The 24,995-nt window shown below is 73.1% G+C and carries 27 protein-coding genes; 13 read left to right on the forward strand and 14 right to left on the reverse strand.

What is annotated here, in order from left to right; translation table 11 throughout:
* The first annotated feature begins 6 nt into the window (after positions 1-6).
* Entirely contained in the window at positions 7-654 is a 648-nt protein-coding gene (locus AB0M29_RS00620; RefSeq protein WP_365376857.1) for an LUD domain-containing protein, read from the forward strand.
* A 45-nt stretch (positions 655-699) separates the two neighbouring features.
* On the opposite strand, the gene AB0M29_RS00625 is transcribed toward AB0M29_RS00620, so the two are convergent.
* The gene (locus tag AB0M29_RS00625) at positions 700-1,632 is read right to left on the reverse strand and encodes an aminoglycoside phosphotransferase family protein (protein WP_365376860.1); all 933 of its coding nucleotides are present in this window, start codon (positions 1,630-1,632) and stop codon (positions 700-702) included.
* 119 nt (positions 1,633-1,751) lie between these two features.
* Here AB0M29_RS00625 and AB0M29_RS00630 point away from each other — a divergent pair, with 119 nt between their 5' ends.
* Positions 1,752-2,378: an RraA family protein gene (locus tag AB0M29_RS00630; RefSeq protein ID WP_365376862.1), complete on the forward strand. Its 627-nt coding sequence runs from the start codon at positions 1,752-1,754 to the stop codon at positions 2,376-2,378.
* A gap of 24 nt (positions 2,379-2,402) precedes the next feature.
* On the opposite strand, the gene AB0M29_RS00635 is transcribed toward AB0M29_RS00630, so the two are convergent.
* The gene (locus AB0M29_RS00635; protein WP_365376864.1) at positions 2,403-2,852 is read right to left on the reverse strand and encodes a GNAT family N-acetyltransferase; all 450 of its coding nucleotides are present in this window, start codon (positions 2,850-2,852) and stop codon (positions 2,403-2,405) included.
* A 98-nt stretch (positions 2,853-2,950) separates the two neighbouring features.
* On the opposite strand from AB0M29_RS00635, the gene AB0M29_RS00640 reads away from it, so the two are divergent.
* The 3 genes from AB0M29_RS00640 to AB0M29_RS00650 all read left to right on the forward strand — a co-directional run bounded on the left by AB0M29_RS00640 (position 2,951) and on the right by AB0M29_RS00650 (position 4,646).
* Positions 2,951-3,415 carry a GNAT family N-acetyltransferase gene (locus AB0M29_RS00640; RefSeq protein WP_365376867.1) on the forward strand — a complete coding sequence of 155 codons (465 nt, stop codon included), beginning with the start codon at positions 2,951-2,953 and terminating at the stop codon, positions 3,413-3,415.
* Positions 3,416-3,418: 3 nt separating this feature from the next.
* On the forward strand, positions 3,419-3,754 hold the full coding sequence (locus AB0M29_RS00645; RefSeq protein ID WP_365376870.1) for a hypothetical protein: 336 nt from the start codon (positions 3,419-3,421) through the stop codon (positions 3,752-3,754).
* Between the two features lie 148 nt (positions 3,755-3,902).
* Positions 3,903-4,646: a hypothetical protein gene (locus tag AB0M29_RS00650; protein WP_365376872.1), complete on the forward strand. Its 744-nt coding sequence runs from the start codon at positions 3,903-3,905 to the stop codon at positions 4,644-4,646.
* Between the two features lie 46 nt (positions 4,647-4,692).
* On the opposite strand, the gene xylA is transcribed toward AB0M29_RS00650, so the two are convergent.
* The gene (gene xylA, locus AB0M29_RS00655) at positions 4,693-5,907 is read right to left on the reverse strand and encodes a xylose isomerase (protein ID WP_365376874.1); all 1,215 of its coding nucleotides are present in this window, start codon (positions 5,905-5,907) and stop codon (positions 4,693-4,695) included.
* Positions 5,908-5,998: 91 nt separating this feature from the next.
* On the opposite strand from xylA, the gene xylB reads away from it, so the two are divergent.
* The gene (gene xylB / locus AB0M29_RS00660) at positions 5,999-7,429 is read left to right on the forward strand and encodes a xylulokinase (RefSeq protein WP_365376876.1); all 1,431 of its coding nucleotides are present in this window, start codon (positions 5,999-6,001) and stop codon (positions 7,427-7,429) included.
* A gap of 216 nt (positions 7,430-7,645) precedes the next feature.
* Positions 7,646-8,776, forward strand: coding sequence for an ROK family transcriptional regulator (locus AB0M29_RS00665; protein WP_365377635.1), 1,131 nt, complete (start codon positions 7,646-7,648; stop codon positions 8,774-8,776).
* Between the two features lie 43 nt (positions 8,777-8,819).
* Here AB0M29_RS00665 and AB0M29_RS00670 read toward each other — a convergent pair whose 3' ends face one another.
* Complete coding sequence (locus AB0M29_RS00670; RefSeq protein WP_365377637.1) at positions 8,820-10,082, reverse strand: Ig-like domain-containing protein; 1,263 nt, start codon at positions 10,080-10,082, stop codon at positions 8,820-8,822.
* Positions 10,083-10,371: 289 nt separating this feature from the next.
* A complete protein-coding gene (locus AB0M29_RS00675; RefSeq protein WP_365376879.1) occupies positions 10,372-10,746 on the reverse strand; it encodes a hypothetical protein in 375 nt (124 codons plus the stop codon).
* Between the two features lie 101 nt (positions 10,747-10,847).
* On the opposite strand from AB0M29_RS00675, the gene AB0M29_RS00680 reads away from it, so the two are divergent.
* Positions 10,848-11,144 carry a hypothetical protein gene (locus AB0M29_RS00680; RefSeq protein ID WP_365376881.1) on the forward strand — a complete coding sequence of 99 codons (297 nt, stop codon included), beginning with the start codon at positions 10,848-10,850 and terminating at the stop codon, positions 11,142-11,144.
* Positions 11,145-11,222: 78 nt separating this feature from the next.
* Here the strand turns inward: AB0M29_RS00680 and hutH are convergent, their stop codons facing one another.
* The 3 genes from hutH to AB0M29_RS00695 all read right to left on the reverse strand — a co-directional run bounded on the left by hutH (position 11,223) and on the right by AB0M29_RS00695 (position 15,677).
* Entirely contained in the window at positions 11,223-12,785 is a 1,563-nt protein-coding gene (gene hutH / locus AB0M29_RS00685) for a histidine ammonia-lyase (RefSeq protein ID WP_365376883.1), read from the reverse strand.
* 173 nt (positions 12,786-12,958) lie between these two features.
* On the reverse strand, positions 12,959-13,654 hold the full coding sequence (locus AB0M29_RS00690; protein ID WP_365376885.1) for a hypothetical protein: 696 nt from the start codon (positions 13,652-13,654) through the stop codon (positions 12,959-12,961).
* 25 nt (positions 13,655-13,679) lie between these two features.
* Entirely contained in the window at positions 13,680-15,677 is a 1,998-nt protein-coding gene (locus tag AB0M29_RS00695) for an alpha/beta hydrolase (RefSeq protein ID WP_365376887.1), read from the reverse strand.
* Positions 15,678-15,785: 108 nt separating this feature from the next.
* Between AB0M29_RS00695 and AB0M29_RS00700 the strand changes: the two genes are divergently transcribed.
* Entirely contained in the window at positions 15,786-16,055 is a 270-nt protein-coding gene (locus AB0M29_RS00700) for a hypothetical protein (protein ID WP_365376889.1), read from the forward strand.
* Positions 16,056-16,091: 36 nt separating this feature from the next.
* On the opposite strand, the gene AB0M29_RS00705 is transcribed toward AB0M29_RS00700, so the two are convergent.
* The 5 genes from AB0M29_RS00705 to AB0M29_RS00725 form a co-directional block, all read right to left on the reverse strand.
* Positions 16,092-16,634, reverse strand: a complete 543-nt coding sequence (locus AB0M29_RS00705; RefSeq protein ID WP_365376891.1) for a hypothetical protein — start codon at positions 16,632-16,634, stop codon at positions 16,092-16,094.
* A 61-nt stretch (positions 16,635-16,695) separates the two neighbouring features.
* Positions 16,696-17,850: a diguanylate cyclase gene (locus AB0M29_RS00710; RefSeq protein WP_365376894.1), complete on the reverse strand. Its 1,155-nt coding sequence runs from the start codon at positions 17,848-17,850 to the stop codon at positions 16,696-16,698.
* A 76-nt stretch (positions 17,851-17,926) separates the two neighbouring features.
* On the reverse strand, positions 17,927-18,724 hold the full coding sequence (locus AB0M29_RS00715) for an enoyl-CoA hydratase-related protein (RefSeq protein ID WP_365376897.1): 798 nt from the start codon (positions 18,722-18,724) through the stop codon (positions 17,927-17,929).
* Between the two features lie 527 nt (positions 18,725-19,251).
* A complete protein-coding gene (locus AB0M29_RS00720) occupies positions 19,252-20,427 on the reverse strand; it encodes an adenylate/guanylate cyclase domain-containing protein (protein WP_365376899.1) in 1,176 nt (391 codons plus the stop codon).
* A 193-nt stretch (positions 20,428-20,620) separates the two neighbouring features.
* Complete coding sequence (locus AB0M29_RS00725) at positions 20,621-21,484, reverse strand: biotin--[acetyl-CoA-carboxylase] ligase (RefSeq protein ID WP_365376902.1); 864 nt, start codon at positions 21,482-21,484, stop codon at positions 20,621-20,623.
* 134 nt (positions 21,485-21,618) lie between these two features.
* On the opposite strand from AB0M29_RS00725, the gene AB0M29_RS00730 reads away from it, so the two are divergent.
* The 4 genes from AB0M29_RS00730 to AB0M29_RS00745 all read left to right on the forward strand — a co-directional run bounded on the left by AB0M29_RS00730 (position 21,619) and on the right by AB0M29_RS00745 (position 24,403).
* The gene (locus tag AB0M29_RS00730; RefSeq protein ID WP_365376904.1) at positions 21,619-23,208 is read left to right on the forward strand and encodes an acyl-CoA carboxylase subunit beta; all 1,590 of its coding nucleotides are present in this window, start codon (positions 21,619-21,621) and stop codon (positions 23,206-23,208) included.
* Between the two features lie 46 nt (positions 23,209-23,254).
* The gene (locus AB0M29_RS00735) at positions 23,255-23,461 is read left to right on the forward strand and encodes an acyl-CoA carboxylase subunit epsilon (protein WP_365376906.1); all 207 of its coding nucleotides are present in this window, start codon (positions 23,255-23,257) and stop codon (positions 23,459-23,461) included.
* Between the two features lie 103 nt (positions 23,462-23,564).
* Positions 23,565-23,696, forward strand: coding sequence for a hypothetical protein (locus tag AB0M29_RS00740; RefSeq protein WP_365376909.1), 132 nt, complete (start codon positions 23,565-23,567; stop codon positions 23,694-23,696).
* Positions 23,697-23,740: 44 nt separating this feature from the next.
* Positions 23,741-24,403, forward strand: coding sequence for a nucleoside triphosphate pyrophosphatase (locus AB0M29_RS00745; RefSeq protein ID WP_365376912.1), 663 nt, complete (start codon positions 23,741-23,743; stop codon positions 24,401-24,403).
* 17 nt (positions 24,404-24,420) lie between these two features.
* Here AB0M29_RS00745 and AB0M29_RS00750 read toward each other — a convergent pair whose 3' ends face one another.
* Positions 24,421-24,906, reverse strand: coding sequence for a hypothetical protein (locus AB0M29_RS00750; protein ID WP_365376914.1), 486 nt, complete (start codon positions 24,904-24,906; stop codon positions 24,421-24,423).
* Positions 24,907-24,995: the final 89 nt, after the last annotated feature.

Consider the following 24,995-nt stretch of genomic DNA (forward strand, 5'->3'; position numbering starts at 1 on the left):
CACACCATGACCACCCCGACGACCGCTTCGACGACCCCCGCACCGACCACCGAATTCAGCGAACCCGCCGACGCGCGGCGCCTGGAGCGGGCCGCCGACGCGCTGGCGGCGAACGGCTTCACCGTCGAAGTGCTCGACGACGCCGCGGCGGCGCGCGCCCGTGTCAGGGAGCTGATCCCCGAGGGGACGACGGTGTTCACCGGGGCCAGCGAGACGCTGCGCCTGTCCGGCATCGAGGAGGACATCAACGCCAGCGGGCGGTACGACGCCGTCAGGCCGCGTGCCCTCGCCATGGACCGCGCCACGCAAGGGGACGAGATCCGGCGGATGCTCGCGAGCCCGGACCTCGTGCTCGGCAGCGTCGCCGCCGTCACCGAGACCGGTTCGCTGGTCGTGGCGTCGGCGAGCGGCAGCCAGCTCCCCGCCTACTCCGGCGGGTCCCGGGCGATCTGGATCGTCGGCGCCCAGAAGCTGGTCCCCGACCTCGGTGCCGCGCTGCGCCGCGTCGAGGAGCACGCCCTCCCGCTGGAATCGGCCCGCGCGCAGGCCGCCTACGGTGTCCCCAGCGCCGTCAACCGCCTGCTCGTCCTCAACGCCGAGCCCTTCCCCGGACGCGGCACCGTCCTGCTGCTCCGCGAGGCCATCGGCTTCTGAGGGCGGCGACCGGGGGCGGCCTACGGCGGCCTGGGGCGAGTGCCGTCAGGAACCCAGCACCCGGTCGAGCGCGGCCAACCCGGCGCGGCCCCAGGTCGGCTTGCCGCCGGGCAGTCCCCGGTCCCCGGCCTGGCCGATCCCGATCAGGGCGAGAGCGCGCAGGACCGCCCAGCCCCGGGCCCGGCGGATCATGGCGGGGTCGGGGGCCGCGTGGGGGTGGGCGTACGCCGCGAGGAACCGGGGTGCGGCGCCCGCGGGCAGCAGGACCCAGGCGGCGGCGAGGTCCGTCGCCGGGTCGCCGGTGCACATGTCGCCGAAGTCGATCACCCCGCAGAGCGTGCCGCCGGACGTGACGATGTTCGCCGGGTGCAGGTCGCCGTGCAGCCACTGCGGCGCACCCGTCCAGCCGGGAGCCGCGACGGCGTCGTCCCACACGTCCCGCAGCGCCCGGACGGGGTGGCCGCCGACGACGCCGTCCGTCGCCACCTGGTCGAGCTGCCACAGGACCCCGTCGGTACGCGGCCCCAGCGGCCCGCCCCGGTCGGCGCTGCCCGGCGCGTCGGCGGGCGCGTCGCGGTGCAGCGCGCGCAGGAACGCGGCCAGCCGGAGCGCCCCGTCGTCCGCCCGGCTGATGGGCGCGAGGTCCCCCGGCGCGCCGGGCACCCAGGCCGCGACGGTCCACGGCCGCGGGAAGCGCGCGGACGGCGCACCGCTGCGTACGGCGACGGGCACCGGAAGCGGAAGCCGCGGCGCCAGCACGGGCAGCCAGCGCGCCTCCTTCCCCAGCAGCCCCGGGGCCCGTTCCGTACGCGGCAGCCGCACGGCCAGCTCCTCGCCGAGCCGCCAGACCTGGTTGTCCCAGCCCCCGTCCACCAACCGCAGGTCCAGCCCGGCGAGATCGGGGTGCTGGTCCTTCAGCAGGCCCCGTACCAGGTCCTCGTCGATCTCCACGGTCCCGGCAGCGTCAGCGGTCCCCATCGGCGGTACCCCTCCCCCAGTCGTCCCGGCCGGTCGGCCGGTCTCCACCCTGCCATGCGGCCGCGGTTAGCCTGGGCAACGGCCCGCGAACGGCGGTGCCGCAGCGACGAAGGACGCAGATGAACGACGACGTCACCGGGTTCAGGGACATTCCGCCGACCACGCTCGCGGATGTGCTCGGGCGGGAGCAGGTCATGGACATCGGGGTACGGCCGCTGTGGGGGCCGATGCCGCGGCTGGCCGGTCCCGCGTTCACCGTGCGGTGTCCTCCGGGCGACAACCTGATGCTGCACGCGGCGATCCACCGTGCGGAGCCCGGGTCGGTCATCGTGGTCGAGGCCGGGGACGTGGACTACGCAGTGGCCGGGGGGAACGTGTGCGCGGTCGCCCAGCGGCGCGGCATCGCGGGCTTCGTGGTGGACGGGGTGATCCGGGACCTCGCCGAGGTACGCGAGAGCGGATTCCCCGTGTTCGCCCGCGGGGTCATCCCGATTCCCGGCGCCAAGAAGGTCGCCGGGCCGCTCAACGCGCCGGTGCGGTGCGGCGGGGTGCGCGTGGCCGCGGGGGACATCGTGGTGGCCGACGAGGAGGGTGTCGTGGTGACGCCCGCCGACCGCCGCGACGAGGTGCTGGCCGCGGCGCGGGCGAAGCTGGCCAAGGAGGCCGGGGAGTCGCTCGACGCGTGGGAGGCGGCGCACCGGTCCCGTATCGACACGATCCTGCGGGAGCAGGGCTTCACGGGCTGACACACGACGGCGCCGCCACCGGCCTCAGTCGCGGGGCGCCAGCCGCAGGTCGACGAAGGCGATGGTGTCGCCCGGCAGCACGTACCGGTCGAACTCCACGAAGCCCTGTGCCAGGGCGAACCGCAGCCCTTCCGGGTTGGAGGCGAGCACCACCGTCTCGATGACGGTCGCACCGAGTGCGCGCGCCGACTCCAGCCCCCGGGCGTAGAGCCGCGCGCCGATTCCCTGCCCGCGGTGCTCGGGCAGCACCCGGGCGATCACCGTCGCGGTCGCCGGCTCGTCGGCGGGCGGCCGCACCGTCATGCAGCCGACCAGCACGTCCCCGCGGTACGCCACATCGAGCCGGTTGCGCCCCGCGCGCTCGCGTACCTCGTCGAGGGAGAGCGGGGCGGTGGGGATGATCAGGTTGTGGACGAACTGCCAGTCGAGGAGCGCGGCCTCGCCGTCCACCTGGGTGATGCGTATGTCGGACACCGCCCCAGGCAATCGCGTGCGCGAACGGCCCGTCAACCCGGTTTCACCCGGCTCCACCCGGCCGGTCTGTGACAGTCACGGACTGCGATACTCCGGCCATGACTGCGGATGACGGGGGCTGGGAGCTGCGGGACGCGGCGACGGCGGACATCGAACCGCTCGCCGAACTGCGGGCCGCGGTGATGCGGCCGGACCTGGAGCGCCTGGGCCGCTACGACGAGCACCGGGTGCGGCAGCGGCTGCGGGACGCCTTCCGCGCCGAGCACACCTCGGTGATCGTGGTCGACGGCGAACTGGCGGGCTGTGTCGCGCTCCGCCCCGCCGAGGACAGGCAGTGGCTGGAGCACTTCTATCTCGACCCCCGCCACCAGGGCCGCGGACTCGGCTCGGCCGTGCTGCGCACCCTGCTGGCGCGCACCGACGCGCGGGGGGTGGCCGTGAGCCTGAACGTCCTCCAGGGCAGCCCCGCCCGTCGGCTCTACGAGCGGCACGGATTCGTCATGGAGTCCCAGGACCCGGTGGACGTCTTCATGGTCCGGCGGCCCGGCGCCCCGGTGGGCTGAGGGATGGCCGACACGAGGACCCGGAGGTTCGGTCCGGCGCGGGTGTGGCTGGGCGTCATGCTGCTGGACCTGGCGGTGACCCTGTCCGTGGCGCGGGCGGTGGTGCGGCTGGGCCACCGCGTGGCCGACGACCCCGGGAACCTGATGCGACCGCCCGCCGTCGCCGTCTATGTGATCCTGCTGGTCGGGTCGCTGTGCGGCACCTGGTGGGCCGTGGTGGGCCCGCGGCACGACCCCAGGACCGTACGGGCCGGGATCGCGGTCTCGGTGATCCGGCTGTTCGTGCTGGGCCTGCCGTTCGGCTTCCACGCACTGATCGAGCGAGGCTGCGGCTGCTGAATGGACGGGGCCCGGCGGGAGCGGGCACGGCAGCGGGGGGAACCGCCACCGGGGCGGGGTGAGTCACAGAAGGCACCACTCGCCACAACGGACAGCCGGCGCACAGCATTTGACGGCCGCGCGTCCGCCGTCCCCGAGGGAGCGCCCCATGGTCCGACCCGCCCGATCCGCCCCGGCCGGTACGGTCCTGGCCGCCGTGCTCGGCGTGACCGTCCTCGCCGCCACCGCCGGATGCCGCCCCGGCGGGCAGCCCGCCGCGCACCGGGCGGGGCAGCCGCCGCAGACCGAGCAGCCGTGCGCGGACATGAGCCCGCGGCCCTCCCCCGATCCCTCGCCACTGCAGACGAAGCTGGCCTGGCGGTCGGAGACGATGGGCGACGGGTCGACCCGGATGACGGTGGGCGACATCGACGCCGCCCCGAAGGCGGCGGACGCGGTACGGGTCGCCGACTACCGCGCCCCGGGCAGCGCGAGCGCCTGCCAGGAGGTGCGGATCGTGACCGTGCACGGCTGGTGGTGCACCACCACCGTGTCGCCGGTCACCGAGAGCGGCGAGATCGTGGTCGGCGGCGCGGCCCCCCGGGCGCATCTGCGGTCGGCGGGCTTCCGCACCCACTGTGCGGGCCGGACGGCCCGGCTGCGGCAGCACTACGAGGTGCAGCGCGACAGCTGGTCGGGCTGGCGCCCGTACAGCTCCCGCGCCCGCACCGCCTGGACCGGCGCCCAGGACCAGCCGGGCGGACCGGTCACCGCCATCTGCCCCCAGGGCCGCGTCGGCACCTACCACTACCGGCTCGGTGTCGCCGTCGAGATCGCCGGTCTCCCCGCGCTGGCCGACTCCACCGCCGCGAGCCCCGAGATCCGCACCGACTGCGGCACGGGCGTGAGCTGACCGCGGCCTGACGGCGGGGGCGGGGAGCCCGGCGCTCGCGCGGCGCTCAGCGCGCGCCGAGGAGGTGCTCCATGGCGAGCTGGTCCAGGTGCTCGAAGGCCATGCCGCGCTGCGCCGCCGCCTCGGCGTCGAAGTCCTCGTAGGCGCCGCGGTCCGCGAGCAGCGCGCCGAGGGTCTCGCCCTCGGCCAGGGTGGGGACGGCGAGTTCGTCGAGGCGGGAGGCGCGCAGGGCGGCCTGGACCGCCGGGTCGGCGCGGAAGGCGGCGCTGCGCTCCTTGAGCAGCAGGTAGTTGCGCATGCAGCCCGCGGCCGACGCCCAGACGCCGTCGTAGTCCTCGGTACGCGGCGGCTTGAAGTCGAAGTGCCGCGGCCCTTCGTAGCCCGCCGACTCCAGCAGGTCGACCAGCCAGAAGGCGGAACGCAGGTCGCCGGCGCCGAAGCGGAGGTCCTGGTCGTACTTGATACCGGTCTGGCCGTTGAGGTCGATGTGGAAGAGCTTGCCGTGCCACAGGGCCTGGGCGATGCCGTGCGGGAAGTTGAGCCCGGCCATCTGCTCGTGGCCGACCTCCGGGTTGACGCCGACCATGTCGGGCCGCTCCAGGGCGTTGATGAAGGCCAGCGCGTGGCCGACGGTCGGCAGCAGGATGTCGCCGCGCGGCTCGTTCGGCTTGGGCTCGACGGCGAACCGCAGGTCGTACCCCTGCTCGACGACGTACTCGCCGAGCAGGTCGAACGCCTCCTTCAGCCGGTCGAGCGCGACCCGCACGTCCTTGGCGGCACCGGACTCGGCGCCCTCGCGGCCGCCCCAGGCGACGTAGATCCGGGCGCCCAGCTCCGCGGCGAGGTCGATGTTGCGCATCGTCTTGCGGAGCGCGAAGCGGCGGACATCGCGGTCGTTGGCGGTGAAGGCGCCGTCCTTGAAGACGGGGTGCGTGAAGAGGTTGGTGGTCGCCATCGGCACGGTGAGGCCGGTGCTGTCCAGCGCGGTGCGGAAGCGCTTGACGTGCGCGTCGCGGTCGGCGTCGGAGGAGCCGAAGGGGATCAGGTCGTCGTCGTGGAAGGTCACGCCGTACGCGCCCAGCTCGGCGAGCCGGTGCACGCTCTCGACCGGGTCGAGGGGCGCGCGGGTCGCGTCGCCGAACGGGTCGCGGCCCTGCCAGCCGACGGTCCACAGCCCGAAGGTGAACTTGTGCTCGGGGCCCGGGGTGAGGCTCGGGGTGGCACCGGTGGTGCCCGGAGTGAGGTGCGTCTCGGAAGTCATTGCGGCTGGCTCCTATTCGTCAGACTGTTGAACAAATTAGTATGCGAGACCCATGATGGGAAGTGGGAACCCGGGAAGGGGTCGACATCACATGGCGTCACAGGTGCCGAACGCGCAGGTCGTACTCGGGGTGGACAGCTCCACCCAGTCCACGAAAGTGCTGGCCGTGGACGTCGCCACCGGCGCCGTGCTGGCCTCGGGGCAGGCCCCGCACACCGTCAGCGGCGGCGCGGCGCGCGAGACCGACCCGGAGGTGTGGTGGGACGCGCTGCTCGACGCGCTCGGGCAGCTCGGTGAGTACGCGGCGCGCGCCGAGGCGATCTCGGTCGGCGGGCAGCAGCACGGGCTCGTGGTGCTCGACGACGCGGGGCGGGCACTGCGGCCCGCGCTGCTCTGGAACGACGTGCGGTCCGCGCCGCAGGCCGACGCGCTGGTGGAGCGGTACGGGGCGGCGTGGTGGGCCGAGCGGTTCGGGTCGGTGCCCGGGGCGAGCTTCACCGTGGCGAAGTGGGCGTGGCTCGCCGAGCACGAGCCGAAGGCCGCCGCGGCGGCCGCGGCCGTACGCCTGCCGCACGACTTCCTCACCGAGCGGCTGAGCGGGGCCGCGGTCACCGACCGTGGCGACGTCTCCGGGACGGGGTGGTGGGCCACCGACAGCGAGACGTACGACACCGCGCTGCTGGACTCCGTCGGGCTCGATCCCGCGCTGCTGCCGGCCGTGCTCGGGCCCGGCGAGCGGGCCGGCACCGTACGGGACGTGCCGCCGCTGCGGTCCGGGGCCCTGGTCGGCGCGGGCACCGGCGACAACGCGGCCGCCGCGCTCGGGCTCGGCCTCACCCCCGGGCGGGCGGTGCTCAGCCTCGGCACGTCCGGCACGGTCTACACCGTGGCGCGGCGGCGGCCCACGGACACCTCCGGTACGGTCGCCGGGTTCGCGGCGGCCGACGGCGGCTGGCTGCCGCTGGCCTGCACCCTCAACTGCACGCTCGCCGTCGACAAGGTCGCCGCGCTGCTCGGGCGGGACCGCGAGGATGTGGAGGACGGCGGGTCCGTCGCCTTCCTGCCCTTCCTCGACGGCGAGCGCACCCCGAACCTTCCCTACGCGTCCGGGCTGCTCACCGGGCTGCGCCACGACACGACCTCCGGTCAGGTGCTGCAGGCGGCGTACGACGGGGCCGTCTACGCGCTGCTCGGGGCGCTCGGCCAGGTTCTCGCCGTGGACGGCGGCTCCTCGACGGACGAGCCGCTCCTGCTGATCGGCGGGGGTGCGCGGGGGGCGGCCTGGCTCTCCACGGTCCGCCGCCTGTCCGGGCGGCCCGTCCAGGTGCCCGCGGCGCGCGAGCTCGTCGCCCTCGGCGCCGCCGCCCAGGCCGCGGCTCTCCTCACGGGCGAGTCCCCCACCGCCATCGCGCACCGCTGGAACACCGCCGCCGGGGCCCTCCACCCAGCGGTGCCCCGCGACGACGCCGCCCTCGCCCGGCTGGCGGCGGCCATGCCGCTTGCCTCCGCGGCGCGTACGTAAGGGTTTTCCCACCCGCAGCCACCCGTGCGGCATCGGCTTCGGCTGCGGGTCACAACAGTGGGGGCGCACCCGCCGCCGGCGGCTGCGGGAGGACCGGTAGACGGGATCCGACCCGCACGGGTGGGGTGGGTGGGTGGGAAAGATACTGGGGGCCGAGGGATGGAGGTTCACGTGGGGAAGGGCACCGGCGCCCAAGCCGGCTTGCGGCGGCGGAACATGGCGCTCGTGATGCGGTCGCTCGCCGCGGGCGCGAGTGTGACGCGGGCGGCGGTCGCGGCGGAGGTCGGGCTGACGCGGGCGACCGTGTCGACGCTGGTGGACGAGCTGCTGGCGAGCGGCCTGCTGGAGGAGCGCGGCGCGCAGCGCCCGGGGACGGTGGGCCGCCCGGGTACGGCGCTGGCGTTGAGCGGGAACGGCCCGGCGGGCGTCGGCGCAGAGGTGGGCGTCGACCACCTCGCGGCGTGCGTGGTGGACCTGCGCGGCAAGGTCCGCTGCCGCACACAGGTTCCGGCGGCCAACCGCGGCCGCCCCGCCCCCGAGGTACTCGCGGAACTGGCCGGCCTGACCGCCCAGGTCACGCGGGAGGCCCGCGACCGCGGCCTGCTCCCGGTCGGCACGACGGTCGCCGTCCCCGGCCTGGTCGGCCGCGACCGCGGCACCGTACTGCGGGCCCCCAACCTCGGCTGGGAGGACGTCGCCGTCGCGGCGGCCCTCGGCCAGGAGACCGTCGTCGAGAACGAGGCGAACCTCGGCGCCCTCGCCGAGCTGTGGCTCGGCGGCCACCCCCGGCTCGCCGACTTCGTGCATGTCTCCGCGGAGATCGGCATCGGCGCCGCCCTCGTCGTCGAGGGCCGGCTGTTCCGCGGCGCGCGCGGCTTCGCGGGCGAGCTGGGCCACGTACCCGTACGGCCCGACGGCCCCCTGTGCTCGTGCGGCGCGCACGGCTGCCTGGAGACCTACGCGGGCGAGGAGGCGCTGCTGCGGGCGGCCGGGATCGGCGCGGGTGGCGGCCCCGCGCTGCGCGCGGCGGCCGAGGCGGGCGACCCGGCGGCGCTGCGGGCGCTGGAGGAGGCGGGCGCCGCCCTCGGCATCGCGCTCAGCGGCGCGGTGAACCTGCTCGACCCGCAGGCGGTGGTGGTCGGCGGCCCGCTGGCCGCACTCACACCCTGGCTGCTGCCGGGCGTACGCCGCGAGCTGGCCGACCGCGTCACCGACCGGCAGTGGCGCGCCGAGGACGTGGTCACCTCACGCCTGGGCCGCGACGGCGTACTCCTCGGCGCCGCCTACAGCGCGGCACGCGCCGTGCTCGACAACCCGGCGGACTGGGTGCTCAAGCACGGCGCGTAGCCGTCGTACGGAATGACGGGATGACGGGATCGCTCGGGACGGCCTACTGCGGGGCCGTCCACGCCGCCCAGGACATGTTCCAGCCGTTGAGGCCGTTGTCCGGCTGGATCGTCTTGTCCGGCGAGTTCTTGACGATCACCACGTCACCGACCAGCGAGTTCGCGAAGAACCAGGCGGCCGGGGTGGTGGCGTCCTTGCCGCCCTTGGTGTCGCTGATGCCGATGCACCCGTGGCTGGTGTTGGTGTGGCCGAAGATCGCCTTCGAGCCCCAGTAGTTGCCGTGGATGAAGGTGCCCGAGTTGCTCAGCCGCATGGCGTGCGGGACGTCCTTGATGTCGTACTCGCCCTTGCCGTCGTCCTGCGTGAAGCCGACCGTGGCGCCGTTCATGCGGGTGGTCTGGAACTTCTCGGCGATGACCATCTGGCCGTCGTACGTGGTGTGGTCCGGCGCGCCCGCGGAGATCGGGATCGTCTTGATCACCTGGCCGTCGCGGACGACCGTCATCATGTGCGTCTTGGTGTCGACGGTGGAGACCTGGGAGCGGCCGACGGTGAAGTTCACCGTCTTGTGCTGGACGCCGTAGACGCCCGGGGCGCCCTTGACGCCGTCGAGGTGCAGCGCCAGCGAGACATGCGAACCGGCCTGCCAGTACTGCTGCGGCCGGAAGTCCAGCCGGGTGGCGCTGAACCAGTGGCCCGCCACCACCTGGCCGCTGCTGGAGGTGACGGTGATCGCCCGCTCCACGGCGGCGCGGTGGGCGCTGGTGATCGGCTTGTCGAAGTTGATCGAGACCGGCATGCCCACGCCGACGGTGGAGCCGTCCTCGGGGGTGAAGTAGCCGATGAAGGTGTCGTAGGCGGAGGTGGTCGCGAAGGTGGAGTTCGTGGCGGCGGGGCGGCCCTGCGCGTCGGTGGCGGCGGCCGCGACCGCGTACTGCGTGCCGCGGGCCAGCGCGGAGTCGGGCGTCCAGCTCTTGCCGTCGGCGGATATCGTGCCCGCGACCGCGGCGCCGGTGGCCTTCGCCCGCATGGTGACGGACGTCAGGGTGCCGCCGGTGACCGTGACCTTGGCGCTGTGGATGCTGGCGCCGGTGCTGCCGGTGTGCGGCGAGATGGTGATGTGCGCGTCGGAGGTGGCCTTCTCCGCGGCCGCGTCCTCCTTGGCCTGCGTCCCCTTCGGGGCCGGGGCGGAGGCGGAGGCCGAGGCCGTGGCCGAGGGCGCCACGCTGGTCGCCTTGCCGTCCGCACCGGAGGCGTGCCCGCTGCCGCCGCTGTTGCACGCGGTGAGCGCGACAGTCCCGCCCATGAGCACGGCTATCGCCGCGAGTGTGCTGCGGCGGGTGATCACTGAGCGCTTGGCAGGGGCTTTTCCGGTGTGGTGCGGCGTCACGCATCTCTCCAATGGCTTGGGGTCCCAATGGCTTCCCATCGGTGCGGCCGACTCGCGGGCGAATCGCGACCTTCGTCCATATGCATGGAAACAGGCCGAGGTGGGTTTGTGGTCCGTTTCCGCCGGAATTGTGGGGTTCCCCACGCAGTGAGCCCCCGGCCGGAAGAGGCCGAGGGCTCCGCGTTCCCGCAGGTGGGAGGGGTCTTTATGACGGACTGTCGTCGTCCTCCTCCGCAGCGCTGTCGTCGCCGTCGTCGTCCTCGTCGAGGCCCCAGTCGTCGGCGTCGGGGTCGTACTCGGTGTGCGCGCAGGACCAGGACGCCTGGACCAGCTCGGTGCCGGGGACGGACAACACCAGCTCGGCGGGGTCGACCAGATAGGCCAGTGCCTCGGACTCGTCCTTGCCCACGGCCGCCTCGGCGTGGCCCCGCTCCTGCTGCGGCATGAACGCGTCGGCGCGGATGTGGTCCAGGGCCGCACCCCGCAGATCCTCGGGGGACGTGACCTCCAGGACCAGTTCCACCTGGAGCCGTACGTAGCGCGGACCGCTCTCGCCGCGCGGGATCTCAGTAGTGCTCATGCCACGGAGCGTAAGGGCAGGGGGCGCGGCTTCCCACGAGCCACACCAAGTCACTAGCATCGGCCCCTACGGTCAAGTCACCGCACCTACTGGGGGATCCGTTGACCTCGCCCCGTCCCTATGTCGCCGCCGCGGCCGCCGCCGTTCTCGCCGCGGTCTTCTTCGTACCGTCCGCGACCGCGAGCCCGGGTCACGACTCCACGGCGAAGACGACGAGCACGAGCACGAAGACGAACAACACGCTGACGGTGGAGCACCACGCCACGGCGAAGGTCGTCCTCGCCGACACCGGCGCCATCGACACCAAGCCGTATGTCATCGGCGGTGCCTCGTTCCTGGTGGCGGGCGCGGGGCTGATCCTCAACGCGGGCCGCCGCGCCCGCCAGGCCGCGGTCTGAACCGTCCGACCGCGGCCGGACCGCGACCGTCCGGCCGCGGCCCGGAGCGTCCGGCCCGCGGCCCGGTCCTGATCTCGGTCAGGCCAGCGGCCCGGTGACGGACTCGGCCGCCCGCGCCAGCTTCCCGGCCCGTACGAAGGCGTAGGCCGCCTCCAGGTCGGGCGACAGGAAGCGGTCGGGGCCCGCGCCCAGCACGCCCGCCTCGCGCACCGCGGCCAGCACCGCCGCCGTCGCGGGGGCGGGGTGGCGGTCCTCGCCCTTGTGCTCCGCGGCCCTGATCTCCAGCGCGCGGGTGGCCGCGTACATCTCGACCGCGATGATCCGGGTCAGGTTGTCGACGGTGGTACGGAGCTTGCGCGCCGCGGACCAGCCCATCGAGACATGGTCCTCCTGCATCGCGGACGACGGGATCGAGTCCACCGACGCGGGCACCGCGAGCCGCTTCATCTCGCTGACCAGCGCCGCCTGCGTGTACTGCGCGATCATCAGGCCGGAGTCCAGGCCCGGGTCGTCGGCCAGGAACGGCGGCAGGCCGTGCGAGCGGTTCTTGTCCAGCAGCCGGTCGGTACGGCGCTCCGCGATCGACCCGAGGTCGGCGGCGGCGATCGCCAGGAAGTCCAGCACGTACGCCACGGGCGCGCCGTGGAAGTTGCCGTTCGACTCGACCCGGCCGTCCTCCAGGACCACCGGGTTGTCCACGGCCGAGGCCAACTCGCGCTCGGCGACCAGCCGGGCGTGCGCGAGGGTGTCGCGGCCCGCGCCCGCCACCTGCGGCGCGCAGCGGATCGAGTACGCGTCCTGCACGCGCGGCGCGTCGTCCTGGTGGTGCCCGGTCAGCCCGGATCCCTCCAGCACCCGCCGCATGTTCTCGGCGCTCGCGGCCTGCCCGGGGTGCGGGCGGATCGCGTGCAGCTCGGGTGCGAGGACCTTCTCGGTGCCCAGGAGCGCTTCCAGCGTCAGGGCGGCGGTGATGTCGGCCGCGGTGAACAGCCGCGCCAGGTCGGCGCAGGCCATCACCAGCATGCCGAGCATGCCGTCGGTGCCGTTGATGAGGGCCAGGCCCTCCTTCTCGCGCAGCACCACCGGCTCGATGCCGGCCTCCGCGAGCAGCTCCGCGGCGGGGCGCACCGTACCGTCGGGGCCCGCGGCCTCGCCCTCGCCCATCAGCACCTGCGCGCAGTGCGCGAGCGGCGCGAGGTCGCCGGAGCAGCCGAGCGAGCCGTACTCGTGGACGACCGGGGTGATCCCGGCGTTGAGCAGCGCCGCCATCGTCTCCGCGACGACCGGCCGCACACCGGTACGGCCCGACGCGAGCGTCTTCAGCCGCAGGAACATCAGCGCGCGGACCACCTCGCGCTCCACGGGCGCGCCCATGCCCGCGGCGTGCGAGCGCACCAGCGAGCGCTGGAGCTGCGCGCGCAGCTCGGGGCTGATGTGCCGCACGGCGAGCGCGCCGAACCCGGTCGACACCCCGTACACCGGCTCCGGCTTGGCCGCGAGCGCCTCGATCACGCCTCGCGACCGCGCGATCCCGGCCAGCGCCTCACCCGACAACTCCACCCGGACGTCCCCGCGGGCCACAGCGAGTACGTCGTCCGCGTCGGCGCCGTGGGCCCCGATGACCACGTTATGCATATTCATATTCACGCACCCTAAGCACTGAATCCGTCCCTGTCACTCCCGGGACGGGTGCGGAGTGCGCCGGCGACGGGGTTCGCGGGACGCGGAGGCGGGCGGACGCGCGGGCCGTACGGGCGTCCGGGCATGGCGGAGCCGCCGCGGTGCGCGGCCTGCTTCAGAGCCTGGCTCCCCGCTCAGTCCGCGAGGCGGCCGACGAACGTCAGCCCGCCGTTGGCGGCGTGCAGCCAGCCCGACGCCACGCCCGCCTTCCGCACCACGGCCGACCTGTCCTCACTGTCCTCCCACATGTCGGGAGACACCTGCCAGCCGTGAGCCGTGAGATAGCCGTCCGCCTTCGCCAGCAGCTCCTCGTTCGACTGCCGCTCCTGCGGATCCCACCCGGCGACCCGCACCCCGCCGTCGTCCTCGAACTCGTCCCGCGGATGCACGGCCCGCGGCGCGGCGGCCCTGATCGCCCCCCGCATCTCCGCCGAGACGGCCCGCCGGGGGGCGCCGGGCGAGGCGGGGTCAGGGCTGGGGCTGGGGGCGGCCTCGGGCCGGGCGTTGCCGTAGCCGGGGATGCCGGTGAAGGCGATCGCCGACTCCTGAACACTGAACACCCCGCCGCCGAGCCCCTCCCTGGCGATCTTCAGCATCGTCATCCCGTCCCGCACGGACCGCACGGCCTCCCACCCGTCGGCCCGCACCGCCTCCTCCAGCGCGGCGGTGACCTCCTCGGCGGACCGCTTGTCGGCCTCGTCGTAGCCCGCCAGCGACACCGCGTCCTCGACGACGGAATCCAGCTCGACGCATACGGCACCGGGCATCGCCGCGGTGACGCACGCCGTCACCTTCGCCACGAACCGCGCACTGTCCCTCTCGGCGCTCACGCCGCTCCCTCGCCCACACGTCCGGTCAGTTCCACGGATTCAGGAAGTCCCCGGCGGACTCCAGGACGTCCACACCCTTGCTGATCACAGTCTTCCCCGCGTCCCCCGCCGCGTCGAGCGCGTCCCCCGCGTCGAGCACCACCCCGGTGAAGTCCCCCGACGTCGCGTCGTCCCACGCGTCGCCCCCGTCGTCCCATATCCGCTCCCCGTCGTGACCGACCCCGTCGAAGAGCTGCGTGACGTTGTTCTGCAACCGGTCGATGTCCAGCGCCTTGACCACGGGGAACGACACCACATCCGCCAGCTCCTCCGCCGCGGACTTCGCCCCGTTGGCCGTCACCTTCGCCAGGAACGGCGCCACACCGTCGTCCACGGCCTTCTTGTACGTCTGCTTGTAGACGATGTCCCCACCCAGACCGACCAGTTCGTCCCGCAGCTCGCCGGGAGTCACCCTGTCCAGCACGTTGTATCTGTTCAGCACGTCATTGATCGGCCCGAGCGCCTTCACGTACGAGATACGGCCCGCCAGCAGATCCTCCACGATCGGATCAAGGTCACCCCCCATCCGCGCCACCACATCCGGCGGCACCTTCGCATGCAGAAACGCGACGAGCTCCCGTACTTCGGCGGCGCCGGTCATCTCGTCGTCGAGTGAGGTGTGGGTGAAGGTGAGGTCCTTCGCCCCGTCGAAGAGGATGTGCTGGAGGTTGGCCAGCGACTCGGTACCCGGGTCGTAGTACTGCGAATGACCGGTCGAACCCGTGGTGCCCAGCCGGGTGATGTCCTTGAAATCGGCGGGGTCGTTGCCGAGTCCCTGTGTGTACGAGACGAGGTCCTGCGGCGCCCGCATCGCGTAGAAGTGCGTGTCGGGCATATGGAAGTCGGCGACGGAGTTGATGTTGGGCCCGAGCCCTGGGCTGCCCATGAACACCACGTTCGCCACGTGCATGCCGTCCTGGAGCGCCTTGCTGGTCACCAGCGTGCCGTAGCTGTGCGCGAAGACGTCCGTGGTGGCGCCCGCTTTGATGTCGACGGCGATTCCCGCCCGGAAGTCCGCCAGCGACTGTCCCCCGGCCAGGGATTTCGCCGGGTCGACGGAGTCGCCGATCTCCGGGGTGTCGTAGCCGAGCCAGTTCACCACGGCCGTGTCCGAACGCTCGGCGCCGCTGTTCGGGTCGGCCATCAGGTTGTAGCCGCCGTTGCCGAAGCTGTTGAAATTGTCGAGGCGGTTGGTGATGCCGGGAATCCGGAAGGCGACATTCGATGCGGTCGTCAGATCGCCGACGACTTCCGCCACCCGTCCGTCCGGGTACGGTGTGGCCTTCGCGTCCGCCACGGACCCGAACTCCGCGTCGAAGACGAGGAACTGCCGGGGCACCTCATGCGTGGTGATCTTCCCCGTGTCCGGGTCGACGAACTTCTGCTCGCGCGGATTGAGGAATCCGCGCAATGTGTCCACCCGGTCGCCCGTCCGCTTGTACGCCGGGTCGTCGGGTTTCAGCGTCTTGTAGTAGGCGAGTTCCCGGACGTACTCGTTCTGGATACTGATCCGGTTCGCGGCGAAACGGACGGTGGGAGGAACACCGTCGGTATTGCCGACCACATCCGGCTCGGCGTCGGCCAACTCGGCCTGCTGCAAGGGGGTGAGGGTGGCGAAGTAGTCCTTCACCGCCTGCGCCCTCACGGCTGGGGCGTCGTCCTTGTGCGTGGCGAGGACGTTCGTCAGGGCGGTCTTGAGCTCAGCGACGGCAGGCGAGTTGACGTCGAAGCCGGTCGGCAGACCGAAGGTCGTCAGTGACGTGAAGGGGTCGCCGCTCGGGTTGCGCAGGCCGTACGCCTTCGCCCGCAGGTCGCGCGCGGTGTCCCTGAGATAGGTCTGCAGCGGCTTCAGGCCGGAAACGCTGTCGCTCGACGACAGTTCGGCCGCCCGCGTCTGCGCCCGGGGAATGTCGTCGTTGGCCACCCCCTCGCAGGACGCGGCCAAGCTGTCCAGCATCGCCGGGTCCACCACCAGTAACCCCATGCCGACTTATGCTAGTGACATCCCGGTCCCGGAACGATGGGGCCGACGTACAAGTGCTGTCCTGCGCTGACCGAGCGCGTCCGTGACCGAACCAGCGAGGGTCGGACCATGAGCACTGAGGGCGACAAGCTGCGCGGCGAGCAGTCGGGCTTGCGTGACCTGGCCGGTGAGGTACGAAGCCTGCTCGACGCGACCATCACGGTCGCGGAGGACCAGAAGGCCGACGCCAACCGCTGGTCCGGCCCTCAGGCCGAGCGGGTGCGGGGCGAACTGTCCGTCTGGAAGCGCAAGTTGCTCACCTTCGCGGATGACCTCGACACCGCGGCCAACCAACGAGGTCGGGACGCCACGACGGCGGACGCCAAGCCCGACAAGTGACGGGCGGCCCGACGGGGGCCCATCCGGCCGGGCGGGTCAGCTCTTTGACGCGGTGTCCGGATTGGGCAGGCAGTCGCTGGACATCACGGCGTTCAGCATCGGGACCGTCTTGCCCGAGGACAACGTGAAGCGTGAGGCGCCGAGTTGGACCGTCCCCGCGATCCCGTGCTTCGCCATCTTCTTCCCCGGCCGGGCCGCCGCCGATGCGCCGTCACTGGCCGTCCAGCCACGGGACGTCAGCGACTTCACCATCGCCTCGATCAGCTCGTCGGCGGACCGCTTGTCCGTGACCGTACCGACCGCACCCGCCGATTCCGACTGGACGACCTTGCTCGAACCCGAGGTGTCACGCCACATCGAACTCTTGCAGCCGAAGTGGTCGTAGGAGGGCTCGCTCAGTTCCTGGCCGGGCATCGCCGCCCGCACCGCCGCCACCACGTCCGCCCGCATCGCGTCGATCACCTCGGCCGGCTTCGGTGCCGGGCCGGGCGGCGCCTTGTCCCCGCCGTGGTGGAGGACGCCGCACCCCGTGACCAGCAGCAGCGCGCCGGCCACCGTCACCGTCCGGACCCTGCCCATCAGGAACGCCCCTTCGTCGCACGAGTCGGTCGGAGCTGAGCGTAGCCGGGGGACGGGGGCGCTACGGGTGGTGGCCGCGGATGCGGCGGCGTTCGCTGTCGTCGACGGGGGGTGGGGAGTCGGCGAGGCGGACGACGGGGTCGTCGGGGCCCTCGCGGCCGGCGACGACGGGGTGGACGGCGCGTTCGGCCTTGGCGCGGTACTGGGCGGCGTCGGCGAGGCGGAAGAGGCGGCGGGCGGAGCGGACCGGGCCGATGGGGTCGTCGGTGGAGGCGACGCCGCAGGCCACGCCCTCGCCCACCTCCAGTTCTGCGGCCCGGCGGCACAGTTCGTCGGCGGCGGCCACCACTTCGTCGGACTTCTGGCCGACCGCGACGATGCAGAACTCGTCACCGCCCAGCCGGGCGGCCAGGCTGCCCGGGAGCATCGCGCCGCAGAGGGAGAGCAGCGAGCCGAATCGTTCCAGCAGACCGTCGCCGACGGCGTGGCCGAGCCGGTCGTTGACCGCCTTGAGGCCGTTGAGGTCGCAGACGACCAGGCTCACCACCACGCCCTCCTCCCGGTGCCGCTCCAGTGCCTCGTCGAGGCGTACATCGACGGCCCGGCGGTTGCCCAGCCCGGTGAGCGGGTCGGTGAAGGCGAGTTGCTGGACCTCGGCGAGGCGTTCGGTCTGGGCGATACCGGCCGCGATGACGGCGGCCAGCACCGTGGCGAAGTCCGCGTCGCGGCGCCCGAACCCGGGCGCCCCCACCCCCCGGGCCACGTACAGCTCGCCCCACGCCCGCCCGTGCAGCACGATCGGGGCGACCACGCAGGACCCGCGTCCGCGCCGCCGCAGCGCCGCGGCCCGGCCCCAACTGCTGCCGCCGGGGGACGCGCCCGTGCCCTCCGCGGTCTCCACCCACGCGTGCGGCTCGCCGCCGCCCGCCCACTTGCCGTGCAGGAACTCCACGATCTCCGGGAAGTCGTGCACCGAGTACGACTCGTCGGCCGGCTCCGGCTCCTCTCCGGGCGCCAGCTCCCCTTCGTTCACCAGCACCCGGAGCCTGCCGGTCTCCCGTTCCCACGCGGAGAGCGCCGCGAAGGAACCGTCCATCGCGACCCGCGCCCGCCGCGCGCCCGCCCGTACGGCGTCCAGCGGCGTCTGCGCGGTCGCCAGTGCCTGCGCGAGCTCGACGACCGCGCGAAGCCGTAGATCGGCCGTCCCGTCAACCATCCTTCCAGGCTAAGGATGTTTGTCACGGTTTGAGCGCTGGTTGCGCCGAACACGCTCGAACAACACCCCGTGGGCGCTACTGGCCCGGCCAGTCCGGCGTGCGCTTCTCGTTGAACGCCGCCACGCCCTCCGCCCGGTCGCCGGAGAACGCCACCGTGCGCCACGCCGCGTCCTCCACCTCCAGGCCCGCCTTCAGGTCCATCCCGTGTCCCAGCCGCAGCGCCCGCTTGGCCGCCCGCAGGCCCACCGGGGAGTTCCCCGCCATCCGGTCCGCCATCGCCAGCGCCGCCTCCCGGGCGCCGTCCCCCGTGGCGACCTCGTCCACCAGGCCCAGACCCAGCGCCTCCACCGCCGGGACCCGGCGCGCGCTGAAGATCAGTTCCGCCGCCCGCGCCGCGCCCACCCGGCGCGGCAGCAGCTGCGTCCCGCCCCCGCCCGGGATCACGCCCACCGACACCTCCGGCAGGCCCACGACCGCCGTCTCGTCCGCCACGATCACGTCACACGCCAGCGCCAGCTCGAAGCCGCCGCCCAGCGCGTACCCGTGCACCGCCGCCAGCGTCGGCATCGGCAGATCCAGCACCGAGGTGTACGCCGCCCTCGCGTGCGGGCGCTGACGGCCCAGCTCCGCGTCCGACAGCGAGTTCCGCTCCTTGAGGTCCGCGCCCACGCAGAACGCCTTGTCGTTCGACGACGTCAGCACCGTCACGCTGATCTCGGGGTCCGCGGCCAGGGCCGCGCAGGCGGCCGTGATCGACGCGGCCATCTCCGACGACACCGCGTTCATCGCCTTCGGCCGGTCCAGCACCAGCTCGGCGACGCGCCGCGCGTGCGGCCTGACCTCGACCCACTGCCCGAACCGCTGCTCCACCATGACCCACCCTCCGGGTTAACGACCGTGAACCTGACCATCATCCCACCCGCCCGCCCTTTGTCCTCAAGCGCCGGACGGACGAATCCTCTTGACGCCGAGCTCGCACCGCCCAGCCCTGGCGGGCTGTTCGGGCTTCGCCCGGCTGCGCCGGACTCCGTCCGTCGGTGGAGCTGACGGCAGTCTGTCGGCCGACGCGTGCCCTCAAGCTCCGGACGGGCTGGATTTGTGCGCCCGGGCCGTCCGAAGGAAAGCCGGCCAGAGGCACTGAATCAGCCCGTCCGGCGATTGAGGACACGAAGCGGCCCGGCAGAAGCAAAATCAAGCCCGTCTTTGTTGCTTCTGGCCCGCCCGGGGAGCCGCTCGACCACCTCGGCCACTGTCCGACGGACGGAGTCCGGCGCAGCCGGGCGAAGCCCGAACGGCCCCCCGGGGCCGGGCGGTGCGAGCCCGGCGTCAAGAGGAATCGGCCGTCCGGCGATTGAGGACATGAAGCGCACCGCCAGAAGCCCCAGAACCCGCCCGGAGGGCTAGTCGCGGCGGGTGAGGAGCCAGGGCTCGACGACGCCGAGGCCGCGGACGGGGCGGCGCCACATCGGCTGGAGAGCGAAGCGGTACTTCTCGGTGTCGGTGGCGTCGACGTCGGCCTCGGAGAGGGGGGCGTCGCCCGCCTCGGCGAGGGCCTCGGCGAAGTCGCCGTCGACGAGGACGGCGTCGCGGGGCGCTATTGAGGTGAGGCGGGAGGCGAGGTTGACGGTGGTGCCGAAGACGTCGCCCATGCGGGTGGTGACGGTGCCGAAGGCCATACCGACCCGGAGGGCGGGCATGGTCTCGTCGCCGGTCATCGTCTCGACCAGCCGCATGCCGATCTCGGCGGCCGTCCCGGGGTCGTCGGCGACGAACAGCACCTCGTCGCCGAGCGTCTTGATGAGGCGTCCGCCGTACGCGGCGACCTGGTCGGCGGCGGTGGTCTCGAACGCCTCGACCAGCTCGCCGAGTTCCTCCTCCTCCAGGCGCCGGGTGAGCCGGGTGAAGCCGACGAGGTCGGCGAAGCCGACGGCGAGGCGGCGGTCGACGGCCTCTTCGTCGTCGGACTGGACGACACGGCTGGTGGCGGCGGCCACCTGGCGGCGCCAGACGTAGATGAGGAACTCCTCCAGTTCGGGGAGGAGCAGTTCGACCAGCGGATAGGCGACTTCCGCGCGGGTCATGCCCGGCTCGGGCGGCTCGGTGAGCCCTTCGAGGAAGGAGTCGGTCTGCCAGTCGGCCAGCCGGGCGGTGGTCTGGCCGGTGGAGCGGGCCACCTGGATGGCCATCGACTCGCTCAGCAGGCCCGCCTCGACGAGACCGGCGAGCCGCCGCAGGGCCAGGACGTCGGCCTCGGTGAGCGCCCGGGCCTGGCCGATGTCGGCGAAGCCCATGGCGCGCCAGAAGCGGGAGGCGAGGTCCATGGAGACGCCCGCGGTGCGGGCGGCCTGGAAGGGGGTGTAGCGGCGGGGGGCGCCGAGGATGAGCTGTTCGAGCCGGAGCGCGAGCGGGTGCTCCCCGGACTCCCCCGCGTCCGCGGGGTCCCCGAGGTCACCGGGATCGCCCGGATCCCCGGGATCTCCGGCCTCCGCGGGATCGACACCGTCCGGGTCCGGGTCGGCACCCGGATCCGTGTCGAACGGCTCGTCTGGCGGGGTGCTCGCGTTGTCCACGCTCACCGCCCGTCCCCTGAGGAGTCCCTGCGCACAACCCTTCCGATCATCGAGACGTCGCAGCCCAACAAACGATACGGCAGGTGTGCCGCAGCTCACTCTCACCCGGAGCACCCGGGGTACGGGACCGGCCGGCACCGGCCAGTCGGCAGCGGCCGAACAGCGCCCCGGGCCCGGCGCCCGCGCGGCCCGCGCCGGATCAGGGAGCGGGCCTCAGATGGACCACGTCCCCCGCGCCGACCGGCTGCTCGCCCTCCGGTGTGGCGATGACGAGCCTGCCGTCGCCGTCGACGTTGACCGCCCGCCCGGCGATCTCGCCGCCGCCCGGCAGCTCCGCGCGCACCTCCCGGCCGAGCGTGGCGCAGCCCGCCGCGTAGGTCTGCTGGAGGCGGGAGGCGGCCGGATCGCCGTCCGCCGCGCGCCAGGCGCCGTACCAGTCGGCGAGCGAGCGCAGCACGGCCCGCAGCAGCGGGTCGCGGTCCGTGCCGGGCGCGCCGGCGAGGGCGAGCGAGGTGGCGGTGGGGACGGGCAGTTCGTCGGCGTGCAGCGACACGTTGACGCCGAGGCCGATGATCACCGCGTCGGCGCCCTGGCGCTCGGCGAGGATGCCACCCGCCTTGCGTTCCTCGCCGTCCACGGTGACCAGCAGGTCGTTGGGCCATTTGAGTGCCGTGTCGACCCCGGCGGTCCTGGACAGCGCGGTCGCGGTGGCGACCCCGGCCAGCAGCGGCAGCCAGCCCCAGCGGTGGACGGGCACCGGGCCGCGGCCGTCGGCCGTCGCGGCGCCGGGGCGCAGCAGGACGGAGAAGAACAGCCCGGAGCGGGCGGGCGCGGTCCAGCGCCGGTCGAGGCGCCCGCGGCCCGCGGTCTGCTCCTCGGCGACCAGCACCGCCCCCTCGGCGGCGCCGCCCGCGGCCCGCGCGGCCAGGTCGCTGTTGGTGGAGCCGGTGGAGTCCACCACGTCCAGCGCGGTCCACACGCTCTCGGGGGTGACCACCGCACGCCGCAGGGCGGTGGCGTTGAGCGGCGGTCGTTCCAGGTCGGACCAGCGGCTGTGCGTCATGCACCCACCCTACGAGCGGGGCACCCGAGTGTGTCCAACGCCGCACTGCCCGTACCCCAGAGTCGCCGTTACGCTACGGAACAGCGTTACTCGTCAGTCAACAAAGACCCGCCGAGAGCAGGAGAGCCGCCTCCATGGCCGAGCCGCAGCACGACATCCACACGACCGCGGGGAAGCTCGCGGACCTGCGCCGCCGTATCGAGGAGGCGACGCACGCGGGTTCCGGGCGCGCGGTGGAGAAGCAGCACGCCAAGGGCAAGCTGACCGCCCGGGAGCGGATCGAACTCCTGCTGGACGAGGGGTCGTTCACCGAGCTGGACGAGCTGGCCCGGCACCGGTCGACCAACTTCGGCCTGGAGAAGAACCGCCCCTACGGCGACGGTGTGGTCACCGGTTACGGCACGGTCGAGGGCCGCCCGGTGGCCGTCTTCTCCCAGGACTTCACGGTGTTCGGCGGCGCGCTGGGCGAGGTCTACGGCGAGAAGATCGTCAAGGTGATGGACTTCGCGCTGAAGACCGGCTGCCCGGTCATCGGCATCAACGACTCCGGTGGCGCCCGCATCCAGGAGGGCGTGACCAGCCTGGGGATGTACGGCGAGATCTTCCGCCGCAACACCCATGCCTCCGGGGTGATCCCGCAGATCAGCCTGATCATGGGCCCGTGCGCGGGCGGCGCGGTCTACTCCCCGGCGATCACCGACTTCGTGGTGATGGTCGACCAGACCTCGCACATGTTCATCACCGGGCCCGACGTCATCAAGACCGTGACCGGCGAGGACGTCGGCATGGAGGAGCTGGGCGGCGCGCGCACCCACAACACCACCTCGGGCAACGCCCATCACCTGGCCGGTGACGAGAAGGACGCCTTCGAGTACGTCAAGGCGCTGCTGTCGTACCTGCCGTCCAACAACCTGGAGGAGGCGCCGTCGTTCCCCGCGGAGGCGGACCTGGCGGTGACCGACGAGGACCTGGAACTCGACTCGCTGATCCCGGACTCGGCCAACCAGCCCTACGACATGCACCGGGTGATCGAACACGTCCTGGACGACGGCGAGTTCCTGGAGACGCAGGATCTCTTCGCACCGAACATCCTCACCGGTCTCGGCCGTATCGAGGGCCGTCCGGTGGGCATCGTGGCCAACCAGCCGCTGCAGTTCGCGGGCTGCCTGGACATCGACGCCTCCGAGAAGGCGGCGCGTTTCGTGCGGACCTGCGACAGCTTCAACATCCCCGTGGTCACTTTCGTCGACGTCCCCGGCTTCCTGCCCGGCACCAGCCAGGAGTGGGACGGCATCATCCGGCGTGGCGCCAAACTGATCTACGCCTACGCCGAGGCCACGGTTCCGCTGATCACGATCATCACCCGGAAGGCGTACGGCGGCGCGTACGACGTCATGGGGTCCAAGCACCTGGGCGCCGACCTCAACCTCGCCTGGCCGACCGCGCAGATCGCGGTGATGGGCGCGCAGGGCGCCGTCAACATCCTGCACCGCCGCACGATCGCCGAGGCGGGCAGCCCGCAGGAGGCCGAGGAGCTGCGCCAGCAGCTGATCACCGACTACGAGGACACCCTCCTCAACCCGTACATCGCCGCCGAGCGCGGCTACATGGACGCGGTGATCGCGCCGTCCCAGACCCGCGCGCACCTGGTGAAGGCGCTGCGCACCCTGCGCAACAAGCGCGAGTCCCTGCCGCCCAAGAAGCACGGCAACATCCCGCTGTAAGCAGGGCCCAGAGGCAGCCGACGACCGCAGAGTGAGGAGCAGCGCCGTGGTGATCAAGGTGGAGCGGGGCAGGCCGACCCCGGAGGAGCTGGCGGCCGTCGTGGCCCTGGTCCAGGCGCGGGCCGCGGCGCTGGAGTCCGCCGCCGACGGCCCGCGCCCCGCGGACGCCTGGGCCGACCCGGCCCGTACGGTGCCGCGCCGTGTCCCGCGGCCGGGACCGTACGCCTGGCGCATGTCGGTCTGGCCCGCCTGAGCCGACCGGGACCGTGACCCCGGGGCGGCAGTGACGGGTGGGACGGGCGAGCTGAGTACCCGTACTCAGGCGCGGGACTTCACCGTGGCGCAACCCTGGGGTCATGCTCTGGTCGGACCCGCGGGACGAGCCTCCCGAGGACATGCGCCTCGTGCAGGCGATGCTGCGCCGCGCGATGGTCGTCATCGCGCTGGCCGCGGCCGTCGTCATGGCGATCGCCGCCTGGCGCGCCTGACCACCCGGGTGTGACCCGCTCTTCGGGATCCCTACGATGTCGGGGTGAACTCGAACCGCCGGGACGTCGTACTCGCCTCCGCCTCACCCGCCCGGCTCGGGCTGCTCCGACAGGCCGGGCTCGATCCGCGCGTCGTGGTCAGCGGGGTGGACGAGCGGGCCATCAGCGCCGACACGCCCGGGGAGCTGGCCCGGGTGCTCGCCGAGGCCAAGGCCGCCGCCGTCGTCGCACGCGAAGGCCGCGAGGGACGTGACGGGAGCGGCGGGAGCGAGGCGGGCGCGGACGGCGGCGCACTGCGCGGCGGCGAGCTGGTGATCGGCTGCGACTCCGTGCTCGAACTCGACGGCGAGGCGCTGGGCAAGCCCGCGGACGCCACCGAGGCGGTGGCACGCTGGAAGGCGATGCGCGGCCGCAGCGGCGTGCTGCGCACCGGGCACTGCGTGATCGACACCGCGACCGGCAAGCAGGTCTCGGCGACCGCCTCGACCACCGTGTGGTTCGGGACGCCGGACGACGAGGAGATCGCCGCCTACGTGGCCAGCGGCGAACCGCTGTACGTGGCGGGCGCGTTCACCCTGGACGGCCGCTCGGCGCCCTTCGTCGAGGGCATCGAGGGCGACTCGGGCAACGTGATCGGACTGTCCCTGCCGCTGCTCAGGCGACTGCTGGCCGACCTGGGGGTCAGGATCACCGACCTGTGGGTCTGAGGCCGCAGCCGGGCCCGTTACGCGGTCGCCGGGGGCGCCGCGGACGGCGGCGCCTCGCCGCCGTTCGGCTTTCCGGGGCGCTCCGACGGGTCCGGACGGTCCGTCAGGGACTCGTCCTCCGGCGCGTACATGAGCAGAGTGCCGACCAGCCCTGCCAAAATCACCATCATCGTGACGAAAGCCAGCCAGCCGACCAGTCCCACCACCAGTGCGCCCACGACGCCGTGCACCACCGCGCAGACGATGAGCACGATCCGGGCGACACGCCCGGTCATCCGGTCCTGCTTCGCTATTCGTGCCACCAGCACGGCGCAGAAGACCAGGAAGAGCGCGAACAGCGCGCCCATCACCCACGAACCCACGGCCATCGCGTCGGAGTTCATCCCTGCGAGGGACATCGACTGATGCCGTACGACCAGGCCGAGGATCCAGTTCACGAAGGCGATGGCGAGGGCTTCGAGAACGAGCACCACCGCCGTACCGACGGCTATACCTCTGCGCACACTGTCCCCTTTGGCCGTCGTTACCACCGGTACCCTGCGGGTCGCAGGCTACTCACGGGTACATGCGGCGGCAAGGGTTCCGGCTCATC

Source organism: Streptomyces sp. NPDC051976, from assembly GCF_040680795.1.
In the GTDB taxonomy this organism is placed as follows: domain Bacteria; phylum Actinomycetota; class Actinomycetes; order Streptomycetales; family Streptomycetaceae; genus Actinacidiphila.